The organism is Vibrio sp. 1-2 (7-a) (genome assembly GCF_013048515.1).
GTDB lineage: Bacteria > Pseudomonadota > Gammaproteobacteria > Enterobacterales > Vibrionaceae > Vibrio > Vibrio diabolicus.
The window spans coordinates 21,458-43,727 of the sequence record NZ_VHSQ01000015.1; the positions used below are offsets into that span (position 1 = coordinate 21,458).

Sequence of the window (22,270 nt, forward strand, 5' to 3'; positions counted from 1 at the left end):
TGAGAACATGACGATTTACGGCGGGCAACCAGCCGACGCCATCTTAGGCACTTATGAAGGATTGGCTATTAAGTTAGACCAATCGCTGAAGGATAAGATCAAAAATGGCTATTAACGAACGCGATGATATCGACTTGTCGCTGGTGGTCGACTCGATAAAGCAAGCCAGTGACCGAGAGCTAAAAATACTCTCAGAAATCAGCAAAAAGCTCGATACGCCTGTTGTATCGAGCGGGCTGATTAGTCCAAGCCATACGACAAGCTCTGAAGAGGTGAGCGCACCACAATCAGCGCCAAAACAACGAAAGCGACCAGTGCGACGAACGGCAGCAAAAAAGCGACCGGGCGAAGTAACCGCGCAGCTGGCCAAAAAGCAAAAGCCACCAGCACAAGAGGAAACTGAAAGCCTCAAACAAACGGAAGCGCTCGATACAACACTACCAATGCCATCAACCGGGTTGGAGCTCATGCAGCAACAACCAAAAGAGGCTGAATCGGTAGAAAAGCGGGAGTTACCTGTCTCGGCGGCGACACAGGTCCAGCAAAGCAAGCAAAATGCGCCAGAGCTTCCAGCTGTTAGCGTAAACGTGGATGCGCCAGAGTCAGACACCTCGAACATTGAAAAAGCCATTAGAGACGGTTTGAGCGAGTTTGAGGATTTCTGGAAAGATGAGAAAGGCCGCTTGCGTCGCGCCAATGGCACCTATGCCAGCAAGGAAGAAAACGCCCGGTACCAGAAAACAGCGGAAGACATTGCCAAGGAACGTGAAACCGAAAAGCAAACGTCAGCGCTTGCTCGAGTTGTGGGTACCTTTAGGACCGCCGTGGACATTGGCCATGATACCGCAAATAACGATGCGGCCGATGCAGCCGGGGCCGCTGCGGGTGGATCTTGGTTCTATGCAGCAAAAGAGTTGTACACCGTCGGTGAGAACATCCTAGAAGGGGCAGACAACCTCAAGGAAAAAACCAGCGACTTAAAAGAGCAATGGCAATCAAACAAAGCGTTTTCCTTTGCGAAATTCTTCAGCAAAGACAAGGAAGCACAAGAAGCCTTTACCAGCTCAGAGCAAACCGACACGGCGAGTCAATCTAGCGCCTTGTTGGAGCAATCTAGCGGCCCGGCGAGTGTTACCAATACGATTAGTGAAACCGCATCGCGTGAATCGTCAAAAAGCAGCCAACAAAACGCCAACTTAAGCCGTCTGGAAACCAGAAAGAGCCGATTCTTTGAGAGTTTTGGATCATTGCTAGGTGGGGTGAATGGGCGTGACACGTTAACCGAGCGCGTTAGTACCAGTAACAATGCTTCCTCATCATCCGTGGTGGCGAACACGGTCGACAAACAAAGCTCAACGACACAAACGTCGTCACTACTGGCTGAAACCAAACGACAGTCCTCACAAGAGAACCAGCGCGAACTCATCCAAGAGCAAACGCAAGAGCAAAAGGAATCGAATGCAGAAATCATAAGCCTGTTGGATGACATTAGCTCTAACACCAAGGGAGAGAGTACAGGCCTGTTATCCGAGCTGTCGGATATCGGTTCATTGTTTGAGGGGCGCGGGCGTAAAGGTCGTGGTGGCCGTCGTGGTGGTTTATTTGGCAAAGAACGCGCATCAAGCAAAGTCAGCATAGGCCGACCAGAAAAAGCGTCTCGATTTAAGTCCGTGTTAAACGCGACCGGGAAGAAGGGCGCAGGTATTGCCGCTGGCGGTATGTCGATGGCGGGAACGGCTTTTAAAGGTGTTTCAACGCTGGCCAAAGGTGCAGGTAAAGCAATCCCATTGCTCGCGCCAATGCTGGCAGCGTATGACGCTTACAGTGGGTTCACGGACAAGGAAGCGCAGAAAGAAACCTTCAACCTCAAAGAAGGGGAAGAGGCGACGACCGGGCAGAAAGCAGCAATGGCCGCAGGATCATTGCTCGATATGGGCGGGCTTGTGTCTGGTGCCGCAGGGCTGGCAGGTGACGCACTTGGAGCGCTTGGGTTTGATGGAGCCAAAGACGCACTGACTTTTGAGGCGGGTGATATTGCCAAGGGCATTTACGAATTGTTTACGGGCAAGTCGTCAAGTGACAAGCAAACATCGACGTCGAGCGAGAGTGTTACCAGCTCAAACGAAAGTCAAACGTCAGCATCGAGCGTTACCAGTGCCAACTCAAGTGAGAGCGCCACCTCATATCAAAGTGACGTTGATCAGCTGGTGGCTCAGGGTGTGCCATTGGCCAAAGCTGAAGAGCTGGCCAAGCAAAAAGCTCAAGAGCAAGCGAGCAACGCTACAGCCTCGAAAACTGACGTCGTTCCCGCTAATCAGATGCGCGTCGATGGGATGCAAGTTGCCACTGTTTCTGCAATCGGTAATCCAGTAACCGGTTCCAAAGAAAGTAAAGCCACCAGCACCAAAGAATATGTATCTGATCAAGCCGTCAGTAACTCTAGCGACAACGCGACCAGTGTTAAAGAGTTGGAGTCGCTTGAGTCAATGCAATCCGTGGGTTCGGCACAAACCACCAGCAGCGTGAGCAAGGTGAGCAGTAACCAATCGGCTAGCTCTGTTTACGCAGAACTGGCTCAAAAGGAACTGCAAAAAAGCGGCAAGCCAAATGTCATTCAGTTGGACAAAAAGAGCGTTGAAGACTTGGCCAAGGGCATTAAGAAAGCCAACTCGGAAACGTCCACAACGACCGTCGTGCAAGCCTCGCCAGCGATTCAGAAGGGAAGAGGACCAAAGCCAGCTGCAACAAATAATCCTGGTACTGGCAGCATTCCAAACAACTTTAATGACCGCTCGTTACAGCGTCAAAGCGCCGACTTGGAGTAACCGATGGCAGATGAAATTTACTACAAAATGACCGCCACCATTGACGGGGTGGAAACGTTCACGGGTGGCAATGCCAAGCTTGCCCGTGTCGCTGAATGGCTCGATACGCCACAAGGTCAAGTGTGGGGTGCGCCTCAATGGGGAAACCGTCTATCTCAATACCGACACAATCCATTAAACGGCGATACCGCAGCGGCGATAGAAAGCCATATCGCGATGAACTTACCGCAAGACATTGCTGATGCGGCAATTAGCTCGATACGAGTTGAACCCGTTGAAATGGACCGTTGGAGCATTCGAATCTCACTTAGTGGCGTGGCCACAGAACTAAAACAGGAAATCCGTTTATGAGCACTGTTAATGAAATCCGCAATACGATTGATGCGGCGTTAAGAAAGTCTTCTTGGTGGCAGCGATTCATTGGTTCGCAGTTTGTTTCTTACTTAGCTTTGTTTATGGCTCAAGTGGTCAGTCGTTGTGAGCAAGCCGCCGCTCGAGCACTTCAAAACTCATACATTGCGACCGCAACCACACGAACGGCGATTTTAGCAGGGGCAGAGAGTCGCGGGCATATTGGCAGAAAGTCGAGTCCTTCAACGGGTAAGGTATTAGCCACCAACCTAACGGATGCGCGGATCACATCGCCTTCATTGTTGCAGTGTTCAGCGTCCAACCAAGTGAAATACACCATAACCGACAATATTGATATTGGTCCGGGCGCGAGTGTTGAGCTTAACGTGTCGCAAATCAGCATTGAAACGCTGACCTACGTTGTAGAAACAGAAGAGAACTGGCTAACCGTCGTGGTGCCGATTGAGTACACCGACCAGCTGCACAAAATGGTCGTGCGCGTTAACGGGGAAGAGTGGGCCGAGTCTTTCAAATTCCGAAACACAACGGGCGAATCTAAGGTTTACATGGAAACCTATAAGTCGACCGACCAATACGCGATCCGTTTTGGTAACAACATCAACGGCAAAGCGCCAGACGCAGGTTCCACCATCGAGATTGATTTGTGGCTGACTGACGGCGAAACAACGCTACTGGATAACCAAAAGCTCGTGATTGATGAAAATCAGGGGCTACGTTTTGGCTCGTCTGAATTGGCGTTAGTGACGTCAACGCAGATCACCGGAGGGGAAGAGCCTGAAGATATCGAGTCAATCCGTAATGGTGCGCTGTACTCATCCATTTACGACAATCAAGTCGTTTGGGATGGCGATTACAAAGCCTACATCAAGGCCAATATTGCAAATCTGGTTTGGGTTGAAGTGTGGGGCGAGCAAGGCCAAGAAAAGCTAACGGGAGTGAAAGACCTAAACAACATCAACAAGATTTTTATTTGTGCTTACTCTTCAGCGAAATCAGATGAATTGTTAGGTGAAGAGATCTTAGCTCTGTTTAAAGGTAAAGAGGCATACAACGAAACCTATCATATGGCAATGCGAAAAGATGCGCCAATCACAGTGGCGGTAACTGGTAAAGTGCATGACGGTTTTAACCTGTCAGACGGCGAACAGGCGATTATGAATGCGCTTGATAGTCTGTACGGGAAGGACGTTAAAAAAGAATCCAGCGTGCACCTCAAAGATATTTGGGAGGCGATTAACAAGGTTGCCTCAGATAACGGTATTTATCAGTTTAACGTCGACGCTCAGGGCATTTTAGAGAGCGTGCCGATAGATACTTACCAATACATCGACATTAAAGGGTCCACAGTAACACTTACCTATCCAGAGGTTTAAGAATGACGCTTTCAGAGCTGAAATCATGGCTACAAGGCCAGCTCACATCAACAAAAGCCAGCGAACAAAGCTGGCTTGATCTGGCGGGCGCACTCGCCCAAGGCATTCATGATCATGTAGAAGGGTACTTGGACCGATTAAAGTCTAGAAACTCGCTCTACGACATGGAGAGAAAGGATCTACTCAAAGACACAGAAGAGTTAAGAAAAGTCTTCCCGATTTCGGACGAGATTGAAGAGGCCGACTTGCCTCACGTTATCATGCGCCGACAAGATGAGGTGCACTTTAAAAAGACTGTCTATCCGCTGGTGGCAACGCTAACGCGAGAGTTTTCCGGGATGCAGGTATCTTGGGAGCCACTATACGCGCCAATTGACCAAGAAAAGTACCCATATGGTGATTTGTTTATTACTCAACATGAAATGGACAACTTCGAGGCGCAAGGGCTAACAAAAGACGACTTTTTTATGACAAGTCGCGGGGTCATTCGTATCCCAATGAACGAGATTTACGGCGGCTCAGGTGGATTGTCAGAGGAAGAGATCCTTAAATTTGAGGAAAAGGTACGTCGCGTTATTTACCCGCTCGTTCCCCTTCGCATCGTATGTGACGGGCAAAGCTACTTCATTGATATACGGCTGGTGGAAGTGGCCGACTTTATCCGTCCCGTTACCTCTCATATTGTTGATGAAGCGTATAGCGTCACTGAAACAGGCGAAAGTAGTGCGCCGGGTACGTTTGAAGTTGAAACAACGCTTGTTACCACCGATGAAGTGAAGGCGTCACCTATTTACGGCACACCTCGATGTGATGCTGTTCCTTGTGATGCAATTGCGCTCGATAGACGATATTATTAACGCGCTCCCCCGCCTAAAAGAACGACCTAACTCATCCGTGAGGTGTTATGGCCGTTGTTTTAGAAAACAGCACGCTGCTGAATAAATATTATGATCTACGGGCTTTATCCAGCCTTCCCAACCAAGCGCCATTCTTTCAATTTGGTCAAGTTGATTGGGGTTATGATCTTATCGAGACAATTGATGGCCTACCTAGCGCCATGGATATTAGTCTCGATAAAGCATCCATTGCCAACGTGTTTTATACGTCGAACGCTGCGTATAGCTATGTTAATGGCAAGATCATTATCACGACTTCAATCCCGGCAGGTGCACTAGATACTCAAAAGCAATTCTCTTGTGTCGGCATTAAGGACACTCAAGGCAACTTGATTGCGGCAGCGGTTACGCAGCCTGTTTGGTTGTACGCGCATCGTAGTATTACGCTTGAAATCGTGATTGATACAGCCCGATCTGACGCGCTGCAAGTGGCCAAGGGGTAATCATGACTATTGAGACGATTACTCTAAATCCAAGGGCGTCCGACTCGGCAACGCTGGACCTGATAACCGATATCCAATATCTAGAGCCGTTTACGTCCACCAGCTTGAACCGCAAATTTTGTGGTGTTGTTCGTCCCGGAGTGTTCCGAGGCTTCAGCTGCGAACCGGGCAACGGTTTAACACTGAATATCAAGCATACGCAGAACCAAGACGGCAACGAGGTCAAATACGGCGTCGCTCTTGTTGAGCGTGACGACTACTTGCTTACCGTTCGCCAGCAAAACGACATAGCGATTAACATCCCAACAGGGCAGGTTATGTATGTCGTGCTTGAGGCGTTCTATCAGTTTGGTGTTGAAACCAAGCAGGTTAACTTGGATTCTGACGTTGATTCCGCAACAGTGCGGGTGCTTCCTCAGTCACAAGTGAAAGATCACCACGTTATCTTGTGTACGGCGAATATTCCCGACAGTGCAACTCAGCTGCTTGCCGAGCATTTGAGTTTTGATGGCCGTATGTTGGGCGGGTATGATCTAGATTCTCACTTATCTGATACTCATCCCCATAAGCAATACGTCAGAAACGACGCTGATTCTGTTGTTAATGCCAACCTTCGCCTTAGTGATTCATATAAGCTGTCACTTGGTAACGGCGATGATCTAGCTCTGCATCATGACGGCACTAACTCGGTTATTGAAAGCAAAACGGGCGATCTGTTTTTAAAGCAAAATGCAGCAGGGAAAGGCTTCAATCTACAGGTTAAAAATGCGTCTGGAAGCCTCGTTAATTCTCTGTCAGTAGTTGGCGGTGCCAATCCATACGTAAAATTGCGTCATAGTAATACAACGCGCTTAATGACAACTGGCGGCGGTGTTGCGGTAACTGGCGATATCATCGTTTCTGGCGAGGTTCATGATAGCGGTGCGCGAGTATTTAGCCCGAGTAATCGCAATATAAGCGATTCAGCAACAACCGTTAGCTCAACGGTATACGCCAGCTTAACATCCGTAAAAAAGGCACATGACCGTGCAGTTGCGGCAGAAAACAACTCAAAAGCCTATACTGAAGCCCGTATCAGCGATCTGCTTGGTGGTGCGGCATCTGAAGCGCTAGACACAATCAAAGAGCTTGGGGATGCGTTATTGGATCAGGGTGATGCGGTAACAGTCATTACCAACAATATTGCTGAACACAAGGCCAATAAATCTAATCCACACGGCGTAACAAAAGCTCAAGTTGGCTTGGGTAACGTGCCGAACTACGGATTTACCTCTTCGGTGAGTGATGCCAGTAATACCAAGTTTGCGGCAGCGGGCGCGGTTAAGAAGGCTTACGATCTTGCTCTTACCAAAATCACCAAAGCGCAAGGTGATAATTATTACTTAGCGATTGGTGCAAATGCCAAGAGCGCAAGCAAGTGGGCTACAGCTCGCACAATCACACTGCACGGCGATTTAAGCGGCTCGGTATCTCTTGATGGCAGCGCAAACGTGACGCTTTCTGCGGCAGTTAAAAACGACAGCCATACGCACAGCTATATTCTGGCCACTGACGACCGTGACGTAAAACCAAGCACAACAGGTCTTGATAAAAAGCACGCTGCGAAAGTCTATTTTGTTTCATTACGAGGCATGAATGGCGAAAGGGGCAGTAGTGACTATCAAGATTTGATGGTGTTTGACACGTACACGGACGCAACCGGGGGCAATGTCAATGCGATTACGCTAGATAAGCAAAACGGTGCGATGAGATTATGGTCTGCTAAAGGTGATGCTACAGCTTGGGGCACTGGCCAGAGAGTCTTTGCTGACAACTATCATCCAAATGCGGATAAGTGGACCAATGCCCGTACGCTGGAACTGACTGGTGATGTTAGTGGTTCTGTCTCGTTTGATGGCAGCAAAAACGTGACGCTGAATGTCACGGTGGGGGATGACTCGCACACGCATGATTCGCGATACCACACAAAGTCAGAAGTAGACTCAATTAAACTCAGCTTACAATCGCAAATTGATAGCCGTGTTACATATGCTGTCGCTGGTCTTCCAAACGATGGTCGCTATAAGGCTGCTGGCAAAACCTCAAGCAGTGAAACGCTAGATTTTAATGATATTGACCAAGCTGGCATATATAAAAACTTAACTCGCAGCGACTCCATTAACAAGCCTGACAATAATACAGGGTTTGCTTATATCCAGAACTATACATATGGTTCTACAAGCAATGTAACTCAGCTTGCTATTCCTTATGGTGTTACTTCTCGCACCGGGCGTATCGCTATCAGAAGTCGATACTCTGGCGAATGGCAACCTTGGGATTATTTATACAGCACACAATATAAACCAACGCCTGACGAGATTGGCGCCCTACCAAAAGGGGCCGTTGCTTCGGATGTTGGTGCGTTATCTTTAGCTGGTGGTACCTTAACTGGTGGCTTACTCATTGATGAGGGCGCAAGCAACGTCTCACAACTTCACTTAGGCCATGCTGGTAAGCGGTTCCATGTGGAAACGAAAACGGATGGCACCTTTGAAATTGTAGAGTCTGATGTTTCTAGCCGCTTAAAGATCCGCAAAGGCGGTGAGTCGACATTGTACGGGTCACTGAACGCAACAGAGTCGGTATCGTCTAACCGTAGTGTTGAGGTTCAAGGTACAAAAGCTGGCAATACCGTTCCATCGAGCGAGCAAGTTAAGTTAGATGGATATGGTGTGATTGGTAATCGCCGTGCTGTTTACTTTACCAACGGTTCTAATTCATCTGACGCTTACGTTCAAATAGCGGTGGGTGGTGCTCATAATGGAGGGGTGGCCAAGTTAGATCTGACTCGCTCAGAGCTTAATTCCAATGTCCCGATCAAGATTCAAGGACAAAAGGTGATCACCGAGGCAACCAACCGTACCAAAGTTGTCCGTACCTCTCTAGGGAGTGATAATTCTTGGTGTCTGGTTGCTAACGTAACGATGCCTCAATCAAGCTCTACTGCGGTTATTGAGTTCTTTGGTGGCGCTGGCTTTAACACTGACTTGCACTATCAATCTTCACGACACCAAATGATTCTGCGAGCCAGTAATAACAACCCTAAAGGTCTAAATGGCCAAGTGATCACAGACCATCCTAACGGCTTGCCATTTAGTGAATTTGGTTGGGTGAATACTGGCGGCGATAATTACGCAATCTATGTGAAAACACGTAGTGCCTACAGTACGAACATTCTTATTCGATACATGTGCAGTCACGCCATTACGCCATACGTTAGCAATAAGGGGGCAAGCCAGCCAGCGGGTATTGTAAAAGGGCGAATGGTCACTAGCTATACGTCATACAACAAAGATTTAGGAGCAATTAACTCTGTTGACGGAAAGGGTTTAGAGCTTGATTACTCTTCAATGAAAACTTGGATTGGCTCTCGTAACACCTCATGGTGCCACCTACAAACAGAAGCTCCGGGTGGTTTTTATTTCTACAATCCAATCGTGGCCGCTTCGGGAGTAAATGTAAATTTAAACAAAACCTTGGACTTTGGTGGTAAGAGCGGGATTAGAGCTACAGATGGTTCTTGGTTGCGTATTAATGACTTGGGAGAGTTCACTTCTGGTATTTTCTGCGGTAATTCGTTGCTACGAACCGATGGCGAAATGACAGTTGGCTCATGGAGTGGTTCTAATGATGCTGTTCGTATGGATAATAGCTTTACGGATTCAGCATGGGCTGCCAACGGTCGAGCTGGCTTTAGCATCAACTGTAAAGATAGTATAACCGCCCACTGGATTTTGGCCTCTTACTATGATGGCACCAATATCCGCTCTGGCATTCAGATCCTATCTAACTCTGAGGGTCGCATGCGCTTATACACTAACCGTCGTAGTAAGTATGTAGACGTTAAGGACGGTAATGTATATGCAGGTTCAGCTCAAAGTTCGGCTAGTAACGCATTAACACGTAAAGACTACGTTGATAGTAAGTTGGCGGGCGTTTCATCACGCGCAGGTGAGGCCGCTATTGGTAGCGGTGGACAGCTAAAGGCGGGCAATCTCACAGTTGGTTCTACTACATGGGAATACAAAGATTGGGTAGGGAAGTACCTCGATCCGTTTGACTTGGTTAACTACAACGCCCCGGTTGCTGGATTTGATATTCGTGTCGAAGGTTATTACGAAATTGAATGGACACCGATACGACGCCGAAACGCCACGAATGACGCAGTGGTTTACTCTGCCATTACAAAAAACGGCGTCATCATTTCAGAGTCAGAGAGTTTGACTAACGACTATTGTGCATCAACGATTACTTGTCGATGGGTAGGAAAACTATACTACGGCGAGCTCATTCAGTTCCTAGATAGGGGTGCATCAACAGCAATTAAAGGTTCACACTTCTCGATCCGATACATCAAGCCTTAGAAAGAAACATAAAGGGACCAATTTGGTCCCTTTTTTAATAGTTTGGCATGCCAAACTTTCTCATTTTTCGCCATTCATACTCTTCCATCTCACACGCTTTTACCTCTTTTTGAGTGATTAAAAAATAAGTAACGCTAAAGTTTGTTGTCCCCTACAAATTCCTAATAAAATTTAGTAGAGACACATAAAAGGGGAACTTAATGCCAGTAATAGATTTTGGCGAGAGCTTTGCTTTTAGCGTTCTAGCTCTGTCCATTTTGAGCGGTGTTGGGTCATATCTCCAAGGCATACGCGAGCAACGTCTAGCTGGTGGATTCCTAGACTTTTTGACCGAACTAACACTGGCGTTAGTCGTCGGTTTGATTGTCGCATACATGTGCGAGAGCGAAGGGGTAGAAGCGGGTTATACCAGTGCTTTTGTGCTTATCGCCTCAAACAACGGGGCCGACTCAATCAACTTTATACGCAAGCTAGCAAGCCAAACGTTAGCAAAATTCTTTAATACCGGAGGGCAAAGCAGATGATGGAATTTGCAGTGATGGGCCTAGCTATTGCTGACCGATTTTTGCTTAAACGAAACACAGTAAAAATACTGCACGCTAACCAGATGGACGACGCCGAAGTGATTCGGTTTGTTCTCGGCTATCAATCCAAGCGAGCTATTACCAGTGGGACCGTGACTTACTCGTTACGCAGTAAAAAGCGTCCGAAAGCCATTATCACTCGAACGCGAAAACTCGACTTTTCGCATGCAGGTGAAAACAGTGAATTCCTAACGTTTGACCGCAAGCTACTCGAGCTCGAGGCCGGGGAAAAGCCGCAGGGGGAATGGGTACTAGACATCAAAATTGAGCGCTCTTGTTCTCTGGTAAATCCGCTGTACAAGATTTTCCCAACTGTCACGCACCACCAAGAGGAATTTTACATTGAGTAGATTATTCGCATCGAGACAAAGCCAAGGTTACGTCGTTGTCGATTTCAATGATGTGACCGAACGTGGGCTTAAATCGTTAATTACCGAGCTAAAACGAGCGGGTGAGCCCGTTAATGACGTTCAGGCCGACAATAAAGCGCGTCGTAAAGACATGCAGCAAGTCAAGCAAGCCAAGCTCTATTTTGAGAATGGCCAAAGCATGACGCTTTTCATTGGCTCTGAAGGTGATGTGTATCAGCTTCAGCTCAACTCAACCAAACAGCCGTTGCCAGATGCCACCAGCGACCGTGAGCTTGCAAGAGACATGGCAAACATGCTCAAGCGAAACCAAGCCAAGTTCGACAAGCAGCTGGCACGTAAAGCCAACAAAGCCATTAAAGACACCTCAAACAGCAAGCCGTTAACTCGCAGTGTCAGCAAGCGACTTGAAGAGGCGAAATCAAGCATTTCAGCGCTTCAAGAAAACCAGCAAGCCGTTGTCGCATCGTTAAATGCAGCGAGCCAGCAAAGCGCCTCCATGGATGAGGAAATTGCGCGATTGTCTGAAACGCTTGCCGCAGAAAAAACAGAAACCCAAGAATTAGAAAAGCAACTTGAGGAAGTGAAATGATGTATTCACACAATAAGCAGATCAAGGTTGTCGACCGAGTGGAGCACTTCCTAAAACCTTTCACTGAAGGTGAAGTGACGGCCATCATGGGTGAAGATACTCAATCTATGCTGCTTGAATCCGTCGACATTGTAGATATTGAGCAAGCCTATGCTGGTGGCTTTGAATTGCTGCCAGATATGATGCTGGAAGCAATCAAGGCGAAAGCGGCCCGATTGGAAACCCGTATCATTGGTTTTTCAAACACGCTAAACAAGTACCTAAAGCCAGCGGGCATTGAGGTAACGGGTCGTGAGATTGGCAAGCCTCGTAAAAGTGGCTCAGTGGCCGTGCAAGTGGCCAAGATTAATCTGTCTGATGGTCAGTCCATCTCTTTAGTGTTCCACGCACCAGATAACGATCCCCTAAAAATCAATGCAGACGATACGCTGATTGCGTTCCGATTCTTGGTAAACAGCCGCGATGTGACGCACGCCGTTTCACCTTCTGGCGGTCGTGATATCTCTCGTTCACAGATGGCGCTCGCGCTTAGTAACTTGGTAGAAAAGAACTCAGAGAAGTTTGCCGCACGCCAAAAGAAAAACGAAGAACAAAAGCAAGCGCTAGAAGAAGCTCAAGCACAGATGGAAAGCATTGAAGCTGACATTAACGAAAAGTCAGATCAGCTTGATTCTATTGAGTCTGAAAACGAGAAGAAGAAAAAGCGCATTAACACGCTTACCAAGCAAATCAACAACCAAAACGAAATCCAAGAAGAGTTACGCAAGCAATTAGCTCGAAAATCGGCATCGAGCTCGAGCGCAACGTCGGGAGATGGCCAAACGAAGACAACCGATAGCAAGTTACTCGAGTCGCCAGCATTCAAAGCTGCAACTGAAGTAGTCGTAAAAGATGGCAACAAAAACATGCTGACGGCTTTGATGAACATTTCAGGCATTGATAGCAATGATCCGAACTTGGCAGGTTTTGACCGTTCTCTGTTTGTAAGCAACCTTGCCAATCGCCTGAAAACGCTCAAGCGACAAGGTAATCAAGAGCAGGTGAACAACATACTTACCATGATTGCCGAGTACAACAAAGTCGCCAACAAACCAGCATTCACTAAGCGTCATTCTATTTGGAAACTTGGTGAGGTTAACGACGTCCCGGCAGTGCCAGAGGATGAGCCAAACGAAACGGAATATCCAGAAGACCAGATCAATACATATGGCTATTTGGCGCAGCCGACCACGCCATCTAACGGCCATTCATTTAACAAAATGAAGGGCAAAGATTTAGATACCGGTCATTACGTAATTGAGTACGACGAGCACAACTTTGTGACCATCTCGCGCACTGAAGAAGGCATCTCTGTTGAGTACGTACTAGGCGGCGGTCTGAATGTTCAAACTCGCGTTTACGATAGTATCTCTGACGTGAAGCATTTCGGCCCTAGAGATTTCAGCACGTTCTCACAAGCTGTTATCGACAACCTGACCGAAAACAACTTTTCAAAAGAACGACTCGAGCAAGCAGCAAGCGGAGCGCTCATTCCAAATCGACAAGTTGATGCAAGCGGCGAAACCCAAGTGCAAGAAGAGCAAGATGAGTTGCACTGGTACGGGCTACAAGCTCGACCTTATGGCATGGGTACCACGCCAAGCGATGCTCAAGCGGTGAAAGTGCTCAACGCTGAAGAGGCACAAGCACAGTTCCCGAATGCGGGTGTGGCCATTCGTCATGGCGCAATTGGTTACGCCCAAGAGCTAACACCAGAACAGGTCAAAAGCTTTGAGTTAAAGCCGTTAAAACAAGGCCAAACGGAAGAGGGTTCACTAGCCGATAGCGATGCGGCAGAGCTGATCGTTCGTAACTTCTTCTATGACTGGATGGAGAGAAAAGACCTAGAGCGCATCACTCAAGCTCAACTCAATGACATTCTAATGGTAGCGAAAGATGGCTTCCAAAAAGCGTTCCCGGAAGTGTTACGCCAACAAGCCGAATTCAAAGAGCGTAAGAACGATGTAGAAGCCTACAAAGTATGGCAAGCGTCTCTATCATTGGTTACGCCTCAAATGCTAGAGGAAGAAGCTCGCGCTATGGGGATTGTCGTCTCTGATGTTCGAGTGAAGAACGAGAAAGCGATTAACGCTCTGTCAGAGCTGGTGAAGGGTAAGAGAATGGCGAGCGGTTGGAATATTGACCGTTCAAGTTTGGATACCGCCGGGCTGAATCTTGATAACACGATGTACCTGACTGTTAACGTGGAGTCGCCGTTATATCGCATTGATGCGCTAAATCCTCATGGTGACTATGACATCCACTATCACGAAGATGGCCACTTTTATTTGACGTACTCTGAAGGTTCGCCAGTAGAAGGTGCTGAAAACCTCAGTGATTGGTCCCAAGTTAAAGACGCTTTGCAATCAGCCTACGTTGCCGATCTTCAGCTTAAAGAGCTGGCCGATCAGGTTATTGGTACAGATTGGTTGGAAGACTTTAACGAGATGCGCAAAGAGCAAGGCTTGCCAGAGATTAGCGGCCTCGATGATACAGGCGAAGAGACAAAGCAGCATGAAGATAACAACTCCAACTTTGTCGGCTCAGTTCGCGCACTGATCACCTCAGTTCAAAATGGCGTGCTAGCGCTTAAAGACGCGAAGTTAATGGTCAAAGAAACGCTCATTCACTCGATCCCTGAAGGAGCTCGAGGCGACTTGCTAGAGCGCTCAAATGCACCGAAAAACAAAAAGCGATGGATTGAAGCGCTTAACTCATGGGTAGAAAGCAAAGAGCATTACGATCCCAATGCGCCAGTAGTTCAGACGTCAAACGGCACCGTGAACTTTAACGAAGATACTTACGACGTTATTGATGAGCTAGGCATGTTTGGTAAGCCGCTGGTGGCTGTAGCTAAAACTAAGCCAGAAAACCTAGTTCAGCTTTTCTCTGATCGCTCGATGTACAACGAAGAAGATTCAGAGCGACTTGTACAGGCCGTTCAAGCTGCTTACATGAAGCCAGAGCCACAACCGGAGCCAGAACCAGAGCAGGAACCGGAATCGGAACCACAGCCAACGCTAGAACTGAAGAAGAAGAACGATCTTGTTTATATGGGAAGCGGTCGATACATCATTGATTCAATTCTTCCTAACTCTAACCAAGCGGTATTGCTCGATTTTGATGATCGCGAGGAAGTGTTTGTTCATAAAGACGACTTAGAGCGTGCCGGGATTTACATCGAGGGACTTAGCCAATTGCCGTTCGATGATTCTATCGAAGATACGTTAAAGCCAATCCTTAAAGGCTTAGATACAACAGGCTGGTTTGAGGAAAATGGTTCGATGAACTACCAAGGCCAAGACGATATTTACGACACGCTACTTGCCAATGGTTATGACTCTGAAGGCGCACGCCAAACCGCTCAACGCATTCGCCTAGAGCACAACGGCGGCGAACGTCCGTTTATTGAGACATACACAGACCAACAGCCAGAACCGGAGTCAGAGCCAGTGGAAAACAACACTGAAGAGCAAGCGCTTGTTGAAAAACTACGTTCAATCCGTGATTACACCGGAGAGGCCACGCTAGATCTTATTGAGCAGTACCAAGCTGATTTCGAAACAGCGTATGAAAAGTTTGAGTCGGCGGGCACCTTAGACGAACACAACGACTTGCTAGAGGCTGCGTTTGCTCGATTCGTTGAGCTTCAATCGGAGGTGACGGTTTAATGCTTCCACTAAGCGAACGAATTAAAAAAACCGCTCGCGCCGTGGAAATACTTTCCTACTTAAAACGAGAAGGGGCCACCGAGCCCCTTTTCAAGCGTATGGAATGGTCGCGTGAACGGTTGAACATCATTGCGGAGCTAAGAGGCAAGAAAGGGGCCAGTGATTTAGACGCCGAACATGTTCAAGTGGATTCTGTTGCAACCAAGGGCCGCGAATTGATGGCGTCGCTTGGTATTACGATAGACACCACGCTCAAAGACAAAATTGGCAAGCAAATTAAAGAGAACGAGCGCATTAACGATTTGATTGAGGTCCAGCCATGGAGCAAACCAAAGAAAACGCGCACGCTCGATGCCATTACCAAGCACGCCAAAGCCTACGATGTTTACCGCCTTGTTGGTGCTGACCGGGCGCAGTCTTCAGCGACACACACGTTTGGTATCTATGAAGAGGTTCGAGATATCCACCGGGAGAATTACGTCAGTGCGGGCCTAGAGTTATCAGAGATTGTTCATCAACTCACTCTAAATTCGCCAGTAAGTATCAACGATGGCTATCAAATGGCGATGCGTTCCGGGTTCGACAAGTTGGCAAACAACCGCTTATCCCGTCAACGTAAAGGCGACTTTACCGGGCGTGCGGGTAAGGCCAAGCAAAAGCTGATGCTTGCTGCTGGTGAGCTTTATTCGCTGGTGGCGTTTTCTGGTGAGCCAATCAACTTCACGGTAAGAAAGGCGCGACAGGATTACTCCAACTCTGATCGCTCTATCAGTATCGGTGAAGGTTTTACCAAGAGAGTTCTATGGCATGAGCTTAGTCATTCTCTTGAACATGATCATCCTGAAGTGTTGGCCATGGCTAAGAACTTCTTGAAAAAGCGTCTAGCTCAATCCAATGGCATTCGATCATTACGCGATATCTATCAAGACAAGTGGGGCTCTCAAAAGGGCGTTAACTATTCGCCTGACGAGTACACGATTGACGATGGCGCATTCACGCCATACGCGACCAAATTTTATAACGAGGCCGATCCATTTGACATTGATGGAGCTCGAGCAACCGAAGTAATCACGATGGGTATTGAGTCTCTGATTGACAATGAATCCAGAGGCCGATTAGCCGTCAACGATCCAGAACATTTTGAGTTCATTGTGGGCGTGATTGCTCATCTACACGACAAAGCAAGAGGTAGTAATGATCCGACTGAAACTAACTAGCAGTGACGAAAGAGATTGTTTCGTGTCGTTTTATGATAGTTACGAGATGAACGAACCGAGCGAGCCAGAGTTTGATGATTTAGGTATGCAATTCCCTTGGGATGAAGTGCCTAATATGTATGGCCATATGCCAGATGACAGCAACAAGATTTCGCCAGAGGACTTTATGTTTAAGGCATTCATGTTTGGATTTGCAGTAGAGGTGGCCTAATGGACTTAAAAGCAAAACTTAAGTTAAGCAGACAGCTAAACGGCCTGTTAAAAGAGTTGAGCGACAAGTCTTTGCCGATACTTGAACGGATCCAAAAGGGCAAAGAGCGTATTTCTATTCTGCGTGAGCTCAAGGCCAGTGTAAAAGACGGTGCCGCACGGCCTAAGATTGGTGACGATATCCCTAATGCAGAGATTACTCGCCATTCAGCAACAGATATCGAGATTAAACGTCAGGTCGATAATGGCGAAGTGGTTATATACGTTAAGGTTAACCGCGAACGTGGGGAAATAAGTGTCACAAATGACACATCCAAGTCTCTGAATAAAAAGCCTGATGTATTTGATTACTCTGACCGTTATTCCTCGTTTTCTGACATGGTAATGGTGGTTAACCGCCACATTATTGCAGAACTGGACTCTCTTGAGTTGGTTAAGAATGAGTACGACAAGGAAAGAGAGAAAGGAAAATCCCAAGTCGAATTCGATGTTAAGGGTGAGCAGATTGCAGGTTATGAGGCGCAAGCTGAAACGCTTAAAAAAGCGATTGATGCTTATAACGGCATGGTTAAGCGCGACAAGGAAGGCAAGTTGCCAACAAAAGCGCAAGAGCTCGAAATGCGTGAGGCTATTCTTGATTTCGGTCCTACGGCTGCTGCTTATGATGGCTTGGGTGGTTTGTGGAGAGCGGGAGAAATTTTCCCAAAACGTCTAGCCAACATTCAGTCAGAAATAGCGGAGCTTAAGGGCCAACAGGGAAGCTCGATGGCGGATAAGTTCATTGCAGGTGAATACACGTCAAGCGAGAAAAGCGCATTCCGTCGTGTACTTGAATTGCTCAAAGATAAGTTAAGCCTAGAAGAGCTAAAAGAAGGGACGCTCAAATGGTTTGAGTATCATCAAAGCGAGCTATCCGATAGCAATGAGGTGGCCGCATGATATTGACCGCAATTAAGCGGGCTTCATCATTTAAACAACTACTGGCACTGTTTGACGGTGCCAGTGAGCAAGGCCGAGCGAGTTTTGTTGTGACAGCCAAAGGTGATGAAGTCGAAACCGCATTTAAATTAGTGGAAGCCGATCAGCTTATTCCATCAAACACACCAGACGGGAAAATTAACCCGGCGTTCCCTGAAGAACTACAGCCACGCGACCGAACGCGCCAAGCGTCCGTTATGCAGATCAGTAAGATGGCGAATAACTTAAGGCCCGCTCAGTTAACTGATAGCGGATTAAGTTCGCACGGTGCGCCGATTGTTGGTCCTGATTTGGTTGTAGAGTCAGGCAACGGTCGAACGCTGGCAATTTTGAAAGCCTACTCTTCAGATAAAGGGGAAGAGTATCGCCAGTTTCTTGTCGACAATGCGAAACGATTTGGCTTTAAATCGGCAACCGTTCAAAGCATGACGTCGCCTGTTTTAGTTCGTGAGCGTCTAACGGATATGGACCGCGCCACCTTTGCGCGTGATTCTAACTTATCAGACTTGCAGCAAATGAGCGCAGCTGAAACCGCTTGGGTCGATGCTGAAGTGATGGACGATAAAATGATGGCGCAATTCGAGCCGTCGGAGTCTGGTAGTTTGCTGGCTCGCAGTAATCAGCCGTTTGTGCAATCTTTCATGCGTGCGCTAGGCGACACATCGGCGGCGGGCTTAGTAACGGCAGATGGTCGCCCTACCCGTCAGCTTTTAGATAGGATGCAAAACGCAATTTTTGCCAAAGCCTATAAGAATGACAGGCTGGTTAAGCTGGTGGCTGAAGAACCCGATCCTGAAATCAGAAACATCCTGAACGCCTTAAACAGTTCAGCGGGCCAGTTTGTTGAAATGCAGTACCTAAATGGTGTGGTGCATAAATCCGTTTCAGATGGTCTTGTAGGTGGCATTGAGTCGCAAGACGAGTCATTAGCCGACAAAGCGCTTAACTCGCTTGTGAGCGCAACAGAGCTGGTCAGACAGGCAAAAGACAGCGGTCAGGACATTAACGAGCTAATCGCGCAATCTGGTTTATTTGGTGACAACGATCCTGAAGTTGAAGCGCTTGCTCGCTTTATCTCTGCGAACAACCGCAGCGCTAAACGCATGGCTGAAGCGTTCAAAGAGTTAGCCACGGTTATCAATGAACAGCTACGCAAAGATGGTAGCGCTATTGGTGATATGTTTGGCGGCGGTGAGGTGACGCTAATTGAAGTGCTTGCACAAGTTGGCCAGCGCTTAGAAGAGCAAAGTTCCGGGCAAAGTGGCTTTATGTTCGAGTCAGCCAAAATAGACAAATTGGCGAACCGAGCGGCGACCTCGCCTAAAAATGACTTACCAGAACCGAGCCAAGAACAGTTAGAAAGTGGCAACTACGCTACCGGGTCATTGAAGTTTGCTGGTTTGCCTATTGAAGTAGAAAACCCGAAAGGCAGTGATCGCAAAGGTACAGATGCCAACGGAACCAAGTGGAAAACACGAATGAATCATCATTACGGTTTTATCGCAAACTCACAAGGAGCTGACGGTGATGAAATTGATGTGTTCTTAGGTGAAAACGAATCTCCGAAATACGTTTATATCATCAACCAAGTAGAGCCAGAGACGGGCGAATTTGACGAGCACAAAGTCATGTTGGGTTTTCATAGTCCAACCGAGGCAAAGCGAGCCTATCTATCCAACTATAGTGATGATTGGACCGGGCTTGGGTCCGTTGTGTCTATGCGCTTGGCTGACTTCCAAGAATGGGTTTACTCCCCGTTATCCGTTCTACCCGCGAAACGTTCAGCGCTTTAGTTTGGGAAACCACCCCCATGGTTTTGAGGTTGGTTGGTCTGAAATTGGGAAACCACCCCCATGGTTTTGGGGGTTGGTTGGTCTGAAATTGGGAAACCACCCCCATGGTTTTGGGGTTTGGTTGGTCTGAAGTTGGGAAACCACCCCCATGGTTTTGGGGGTCGGTTGGTCTGAAGTTGGGAAACCACCCCCATGGTTTTGGGGGTCGGTTGGTCTGAAATTGGGAAACCACCCCCATGGTTTTGGGGGTCGGTTTATTAAGATTGCTCGGTTTTGCTCTTTATTAGCTGTTCAATCTCTTCAATTAGAGATGGCGCGAGCCTTTTAAGGACAAAGGTTGTTGTTCTCTTGTCCGGGCTGGTTTGAATGATTGCAGCCTTTCGTTTGTCTTCAAATGTAACGATATCTCTAGATTCCGTCTTAGCCTTGTCAGCATCAAACTTTTCTTCACGTAGTTCTTCTAGTGAATCCATAACCGCTTTTTGTCTATTAGCCAAAGGCGCTTCATTATCGGTTGTGACTCTTGATAATGCTTCTTTGATGAACTCAGCGAGATCTACCTTGTTCTTGTTTACATCCTTTTCAACCTTAGCTAACTTTGCATAAAAGGTGTTTGGGATGCCATTACAGTCAGGAAACGCATGAATCAATAGCGGGTCAATTGTTGCCGCTTGTAGCAGTTTTCTGGTTGTCTCTTTTTTTCGGTTCAGGAACGCCGCCAACTCATCAACTGTTTTTAAGTTATTTTCAGCCATGATCGCTGGATATTTAATGCCTCGTTCTCTGTAAGAAATTGGCTTCTTAATTTCGAAAGAGCTAATTAGTGCGGCTATATCTTCATCTGAAATATCAGCGGTAATCTTCCAGTGTGGAAAGTCTTTTTCGTATTTATCTGCACACCATAGGCGACGACTACCCTCAATAACTTCGCATCGCCCGGTAGACTCATTAAATATTGTTACTGCGTTTTCTAGTACACCTTCATGCTCTATCTTTGGCGCGATATCACTGCATGCGTCAAAAGATAGATCTTCTTGTATTCTTGGATTTAACGGATGAACTGATATTTTTTCTTTTAGCTCTCGGTGCGGTGTAACCGTATGAATACCATAAACCACTTTGCCGCTTGCTAATGTGTACGCTCTTCTTGCGCTTTCATTGCCGCCGAGCGTTCTTTTGTTCATGTTCGCAAAGCCAGTAACCTTTTTACGTTCCATTCTCGTTATACCTCTTTCGCTGCTAGGGCAATAATTTCACTCTTGATTTGTCGGTACACACTTTCTACCGAGGAAATGGCCAAGTCGAATTGTTTAGGTGACACCATCTTTTCTGATTTCATGACGTCTAAAACTGTTCTCCCGGCACTTGCAGCGGCAGGGAAAAGCTCAGAGCGGTTAATTTGAGTTGATAGCATCTTGTCTTGAACGGTACGAGTTAACTTATCAAGTGTTTTGCGTTGGGAAATGCTTTTAGCATTGTAATTAACTGGTAGAACACGGAACCACTTAAGGTTTTCTCCACGACTAGGAAGGTCTACAAGTCGCTCTGGTAGCGAGGCGATAAAGTTTGATGTTGATGAGAAGTCAAACTCATTTGGCATGACAGGGATAAGAATACCATCTGCACACTCATTAATAGCCCAAACGATAGGTGCGTCGTGTGGTGCCGAGTCGACAATGATAATGTCATATTCTTTTTTGAGATTGCTGATCAGAACGTCACGGAATCGTTCGTAAAGGTGCTTGCCCTTCTCGTCTGAAGCTTTAGCGATCTCATCGTTAAATCGCTCATCATTTGGATGTGAAGCAATAATATCTAGGTTTGGAAGGTGTGTAGAGAAAGGCGCAGCAAGTACGATCTCTTCTTCAGAGTGACCAGATTGGCGATAGTAAGAAAACTCCCCTTCTGGTTCTTGTTCGCCAAGTACGATATCTATAGCTGTTAAGGTTAATGAGTTTTCGCAATCTGCATTTTGTATCAGGTTTGATGCTAACGTGCCTTGTGGGTCAAGGTCGACCAAGCAAACACGAGCGTTCAAGCTAAGGTCTAGGGCTGTTGCTACCGCTAGTGTTGTTGCGGTGCTTGATTTGCCTGTGCCGCCTTTTTGGTTCTCGATACACATAACAACCGGGTTATGATAATCCGAGTATTTAGGCGTCCCCATTTTCTCCATGATTTCTTGTATGGCATGACGAGAGTAAAGGTGGTTCTTACCTTGTTGGATTGGTTCAGCGATTTCGTTGTTTTCTTCAAGCTCGGAAAGGTATTTAACTAGCGTGTTGCGAGCAATCCCAATGCTTGCTGCTAAATCCGTTTTGTTTAGGCAGTGATTGTAAATAAGTCGGTCTACGCCATTTACCGTATCGTCGGTAACATTCATCACTCGTTCTTTGGCCAGCAAGTCTTTTAAAGAAGATTGCTCTTTAACCATTCGTTGGCCAACTGTTCTTAAGTCTTCGATTACGCTCATTATTTTTTACCTGCTATTTGGTGTGTAGTTATTTTT

Annotated in this window: 16 protein-coding genes; 14 read left to right on the forward strand and 2 right to left on the reverse strand. The window is 47.2% G+C overall.

All coding sequences use genetic code 11. The annotated features are described in order from the left end of the window. The first annotated feature begins 104 nt into the window (after positions 1–104). The 14 genes from FKN08_RS21425 (at position 105) to FKN08_RS21490 (ending at position 19,764) form a co-directional block, all read left to right on the forward strand. A complete protein-coding gene (locus FKN08_RS21425) occupies positions 105–2,825 on the forward strand; it encodes a hypothetical protein (RefSeq protein WP_164666998.1) in 2,721 nt (906 codons plus the stop codon). Between the two features lie 3 nt (positions 2,826–2,828). Then, positions 2,829–3,176, forward strand: coding sequence for a hypothetical protein (locus FKN08_RS21430; RefSeq protein WP_140365111.1), 348 nt, complete (start codon positions 2,829–2,831; stop codon positions 3,174–3,176). Next, the gene (locus FKN08_RS21435; protein WP_140366974.1) at positions 3,173–4,570 is read left to right on the forward strand and encodes a hypothetical protein; all 1,398 of its coding nucleotides are present in this window, start codon (positions 3,173–3,175) and stop codon (positions 4,568–4,570) included. Before FKN08_RS21430 ends, FKN08_RS21435 begins: the two co-directional genes overlap by 4 nt. 2 nt (positions 4,571–4,572) lie before the next feature. After that, positions 4,573–5,427 (forward strand): hypothetical protein, encoded by an 855-nt coding sequence (locus FKN08_RS21440; RefSeq protein ID WP_140365109.1) that lies wholly within the window; start codon positions 4,573–4,575, stop codon positions 5,425–5,427. A 47-nt stretch (positions 5,428–5,474) separates the two neighbouring features. Then, positions 5,475–5,909, forward strand: coding sequence for a hypothetical protein (locus tag FKN08_RS21445; RefSeq protein ID WP_164666997.1), 435 nt, complete (start codon positions 5,475–5,477; stop codon positions 5,907–5,909). A 2-nt stretch (positions 5,910–5,911) separates the two neighbouring features. Further along, a complete protein-coding gene (locus FKN08_RS21450) occupies positions 5,912–10,312 on the forward strand; it encodes a tail fiber protein (protein WP_164666996.1) in 4,401 nt (1,466 codons plus the stop codon). A 200-nt stretch (positions 10,313–10,512) separates the two neighbouring features. Beyond that, positions 10,513–10,836 (forward strand): hypothetical protein, encoded by a 324-nt coding sequence (locus tag FKN08_RS21455; protein ID WP_140365106.1) that lies wholly within the window; start codon positions 10,513–10,515, stop codon positions 10,834–10,836. After that, positions 10,833–11,246: a hypothetical protein gene (locus FKN08_RS21460; RefSeq protein WP_140365105.1), complete on the forward strand. Its 414-nt coding sequence runs from the start codon at positions 10,833–10,835 to the stop codon at positions 11,244–11,246. The genes FKN08_RS21455 and FKN08_RS21460 overlap by 4 nt, the downstream gene beginning before the upstream one ends. Next, on the forward strand, positions 11,239–11,856 hold the full coding sequence (locus tag FKN08_RS21465; RefSeq protein WP_164666995.1) for a hypothetical protein: 618 nt from the start codon (positions 11,239–11,241) through the stop codon (positions 11,854–11,856). The genes FKN08_RS21460 and FKN08_RS21465 overlap by 8 nt, the downstream gene beginning before the upstream one ends. Then, a complete protein-coding gene (locus FKN08_RS21470; protein WP_164666994.1) occupies positions 11,853–15,566 on the forward strand; it encodes a hypothetical protein in 3,714 nt (1,237 codons plus the stop codon). The genes FKN08_RS21465 and FKN08_RS21470 overlap by 4 nt, the downstream gene beginning before the upstream one ends. Then, positions 15,566–16,783 (forward strand): hypothetical protein, encoded by a 1,218-nt coding sequence (locus FKN08_RS21475; RefSeq protein WP_164666993.1) that lies wholly within the window; start codon positions 15,566–15,568, stop codon positions 16,781–16,783. Before FKN08_RS21470 ends, FKN08_RS21475 begins: the two co-directional genes overlap by 1 nt. Next, positions 16,761–16,994, forward strand: a complete 234-nt coding sequence (locus FKN08_RS21480; protein ID WP_164666992.1) for a hypothetical protein — start codon at positions 16,761–16,763, stop codon at positions 16,992–16,994. The genes FKN08_RS21475 and FKN08_RS21480 overlap by 23 nt, the downstream gene beginning before the upstream one ends. After that, positions 16,994–17,932: a hypothetical protein gene (locus FKN08_RS21485; protein WP_164666991.1), complete on the forward strand. Its 939-nt coding sequence runs from the start codon at positions 16,994–16,996 to the stop codon at positions 17,930–17,932. Before FKN08_RS21480 ends, FKN08_RS21485 begins: the two co-directional genes overlap by 1 nt. Then, a complete protein-coding gene (locus FKN08_RS21490) occupies positions 17,929–19,764 on the forward strand; it encodes a hypothetical protein (RefSeq protein ID WP_164666990.1) in 1,836 nt (611 codons plus the stop codon). The genes FKN08_RS21485 and FKN08_RS21490 overlap by 4 nt, the downstream gene beginning before the upstream one ends. Positions 19,765–20,021: 257 nt before the next feature. On the opposite strand, the gene FKN08_RS21495 is transcribed toward FKN08_RS21490, so the two are convergent. Both FKN08_RS21495 and FKN08_RS21500 read right to left on the reverse strand, forming a co-directional pair. Next, positions 20,022–20,981 (reverse strand): ParB family protein, encoded by a 960-nt coding sequence (locus tag FKN08_RS21495; RefSeq protein WP_140365097.1) that lies wholly within the window; start codon positions 20,979–20,981, stop codon positions 20,022–20,024. 5 nt (positions 20,982–20,986) lie between these two features. Beyond that, positions 20,987–22,234, reverse strand: coding sequence for a ParA family protein (locus tag FKN08_RS21500; protein WP_164666989.1), 1,248 nt, complete (start codon positions 22,232–22,234; stop codon positions 20,987–20,989). Between the last annotated feature and the right edge of the window lie 36 nt (positions 22,235–22,270).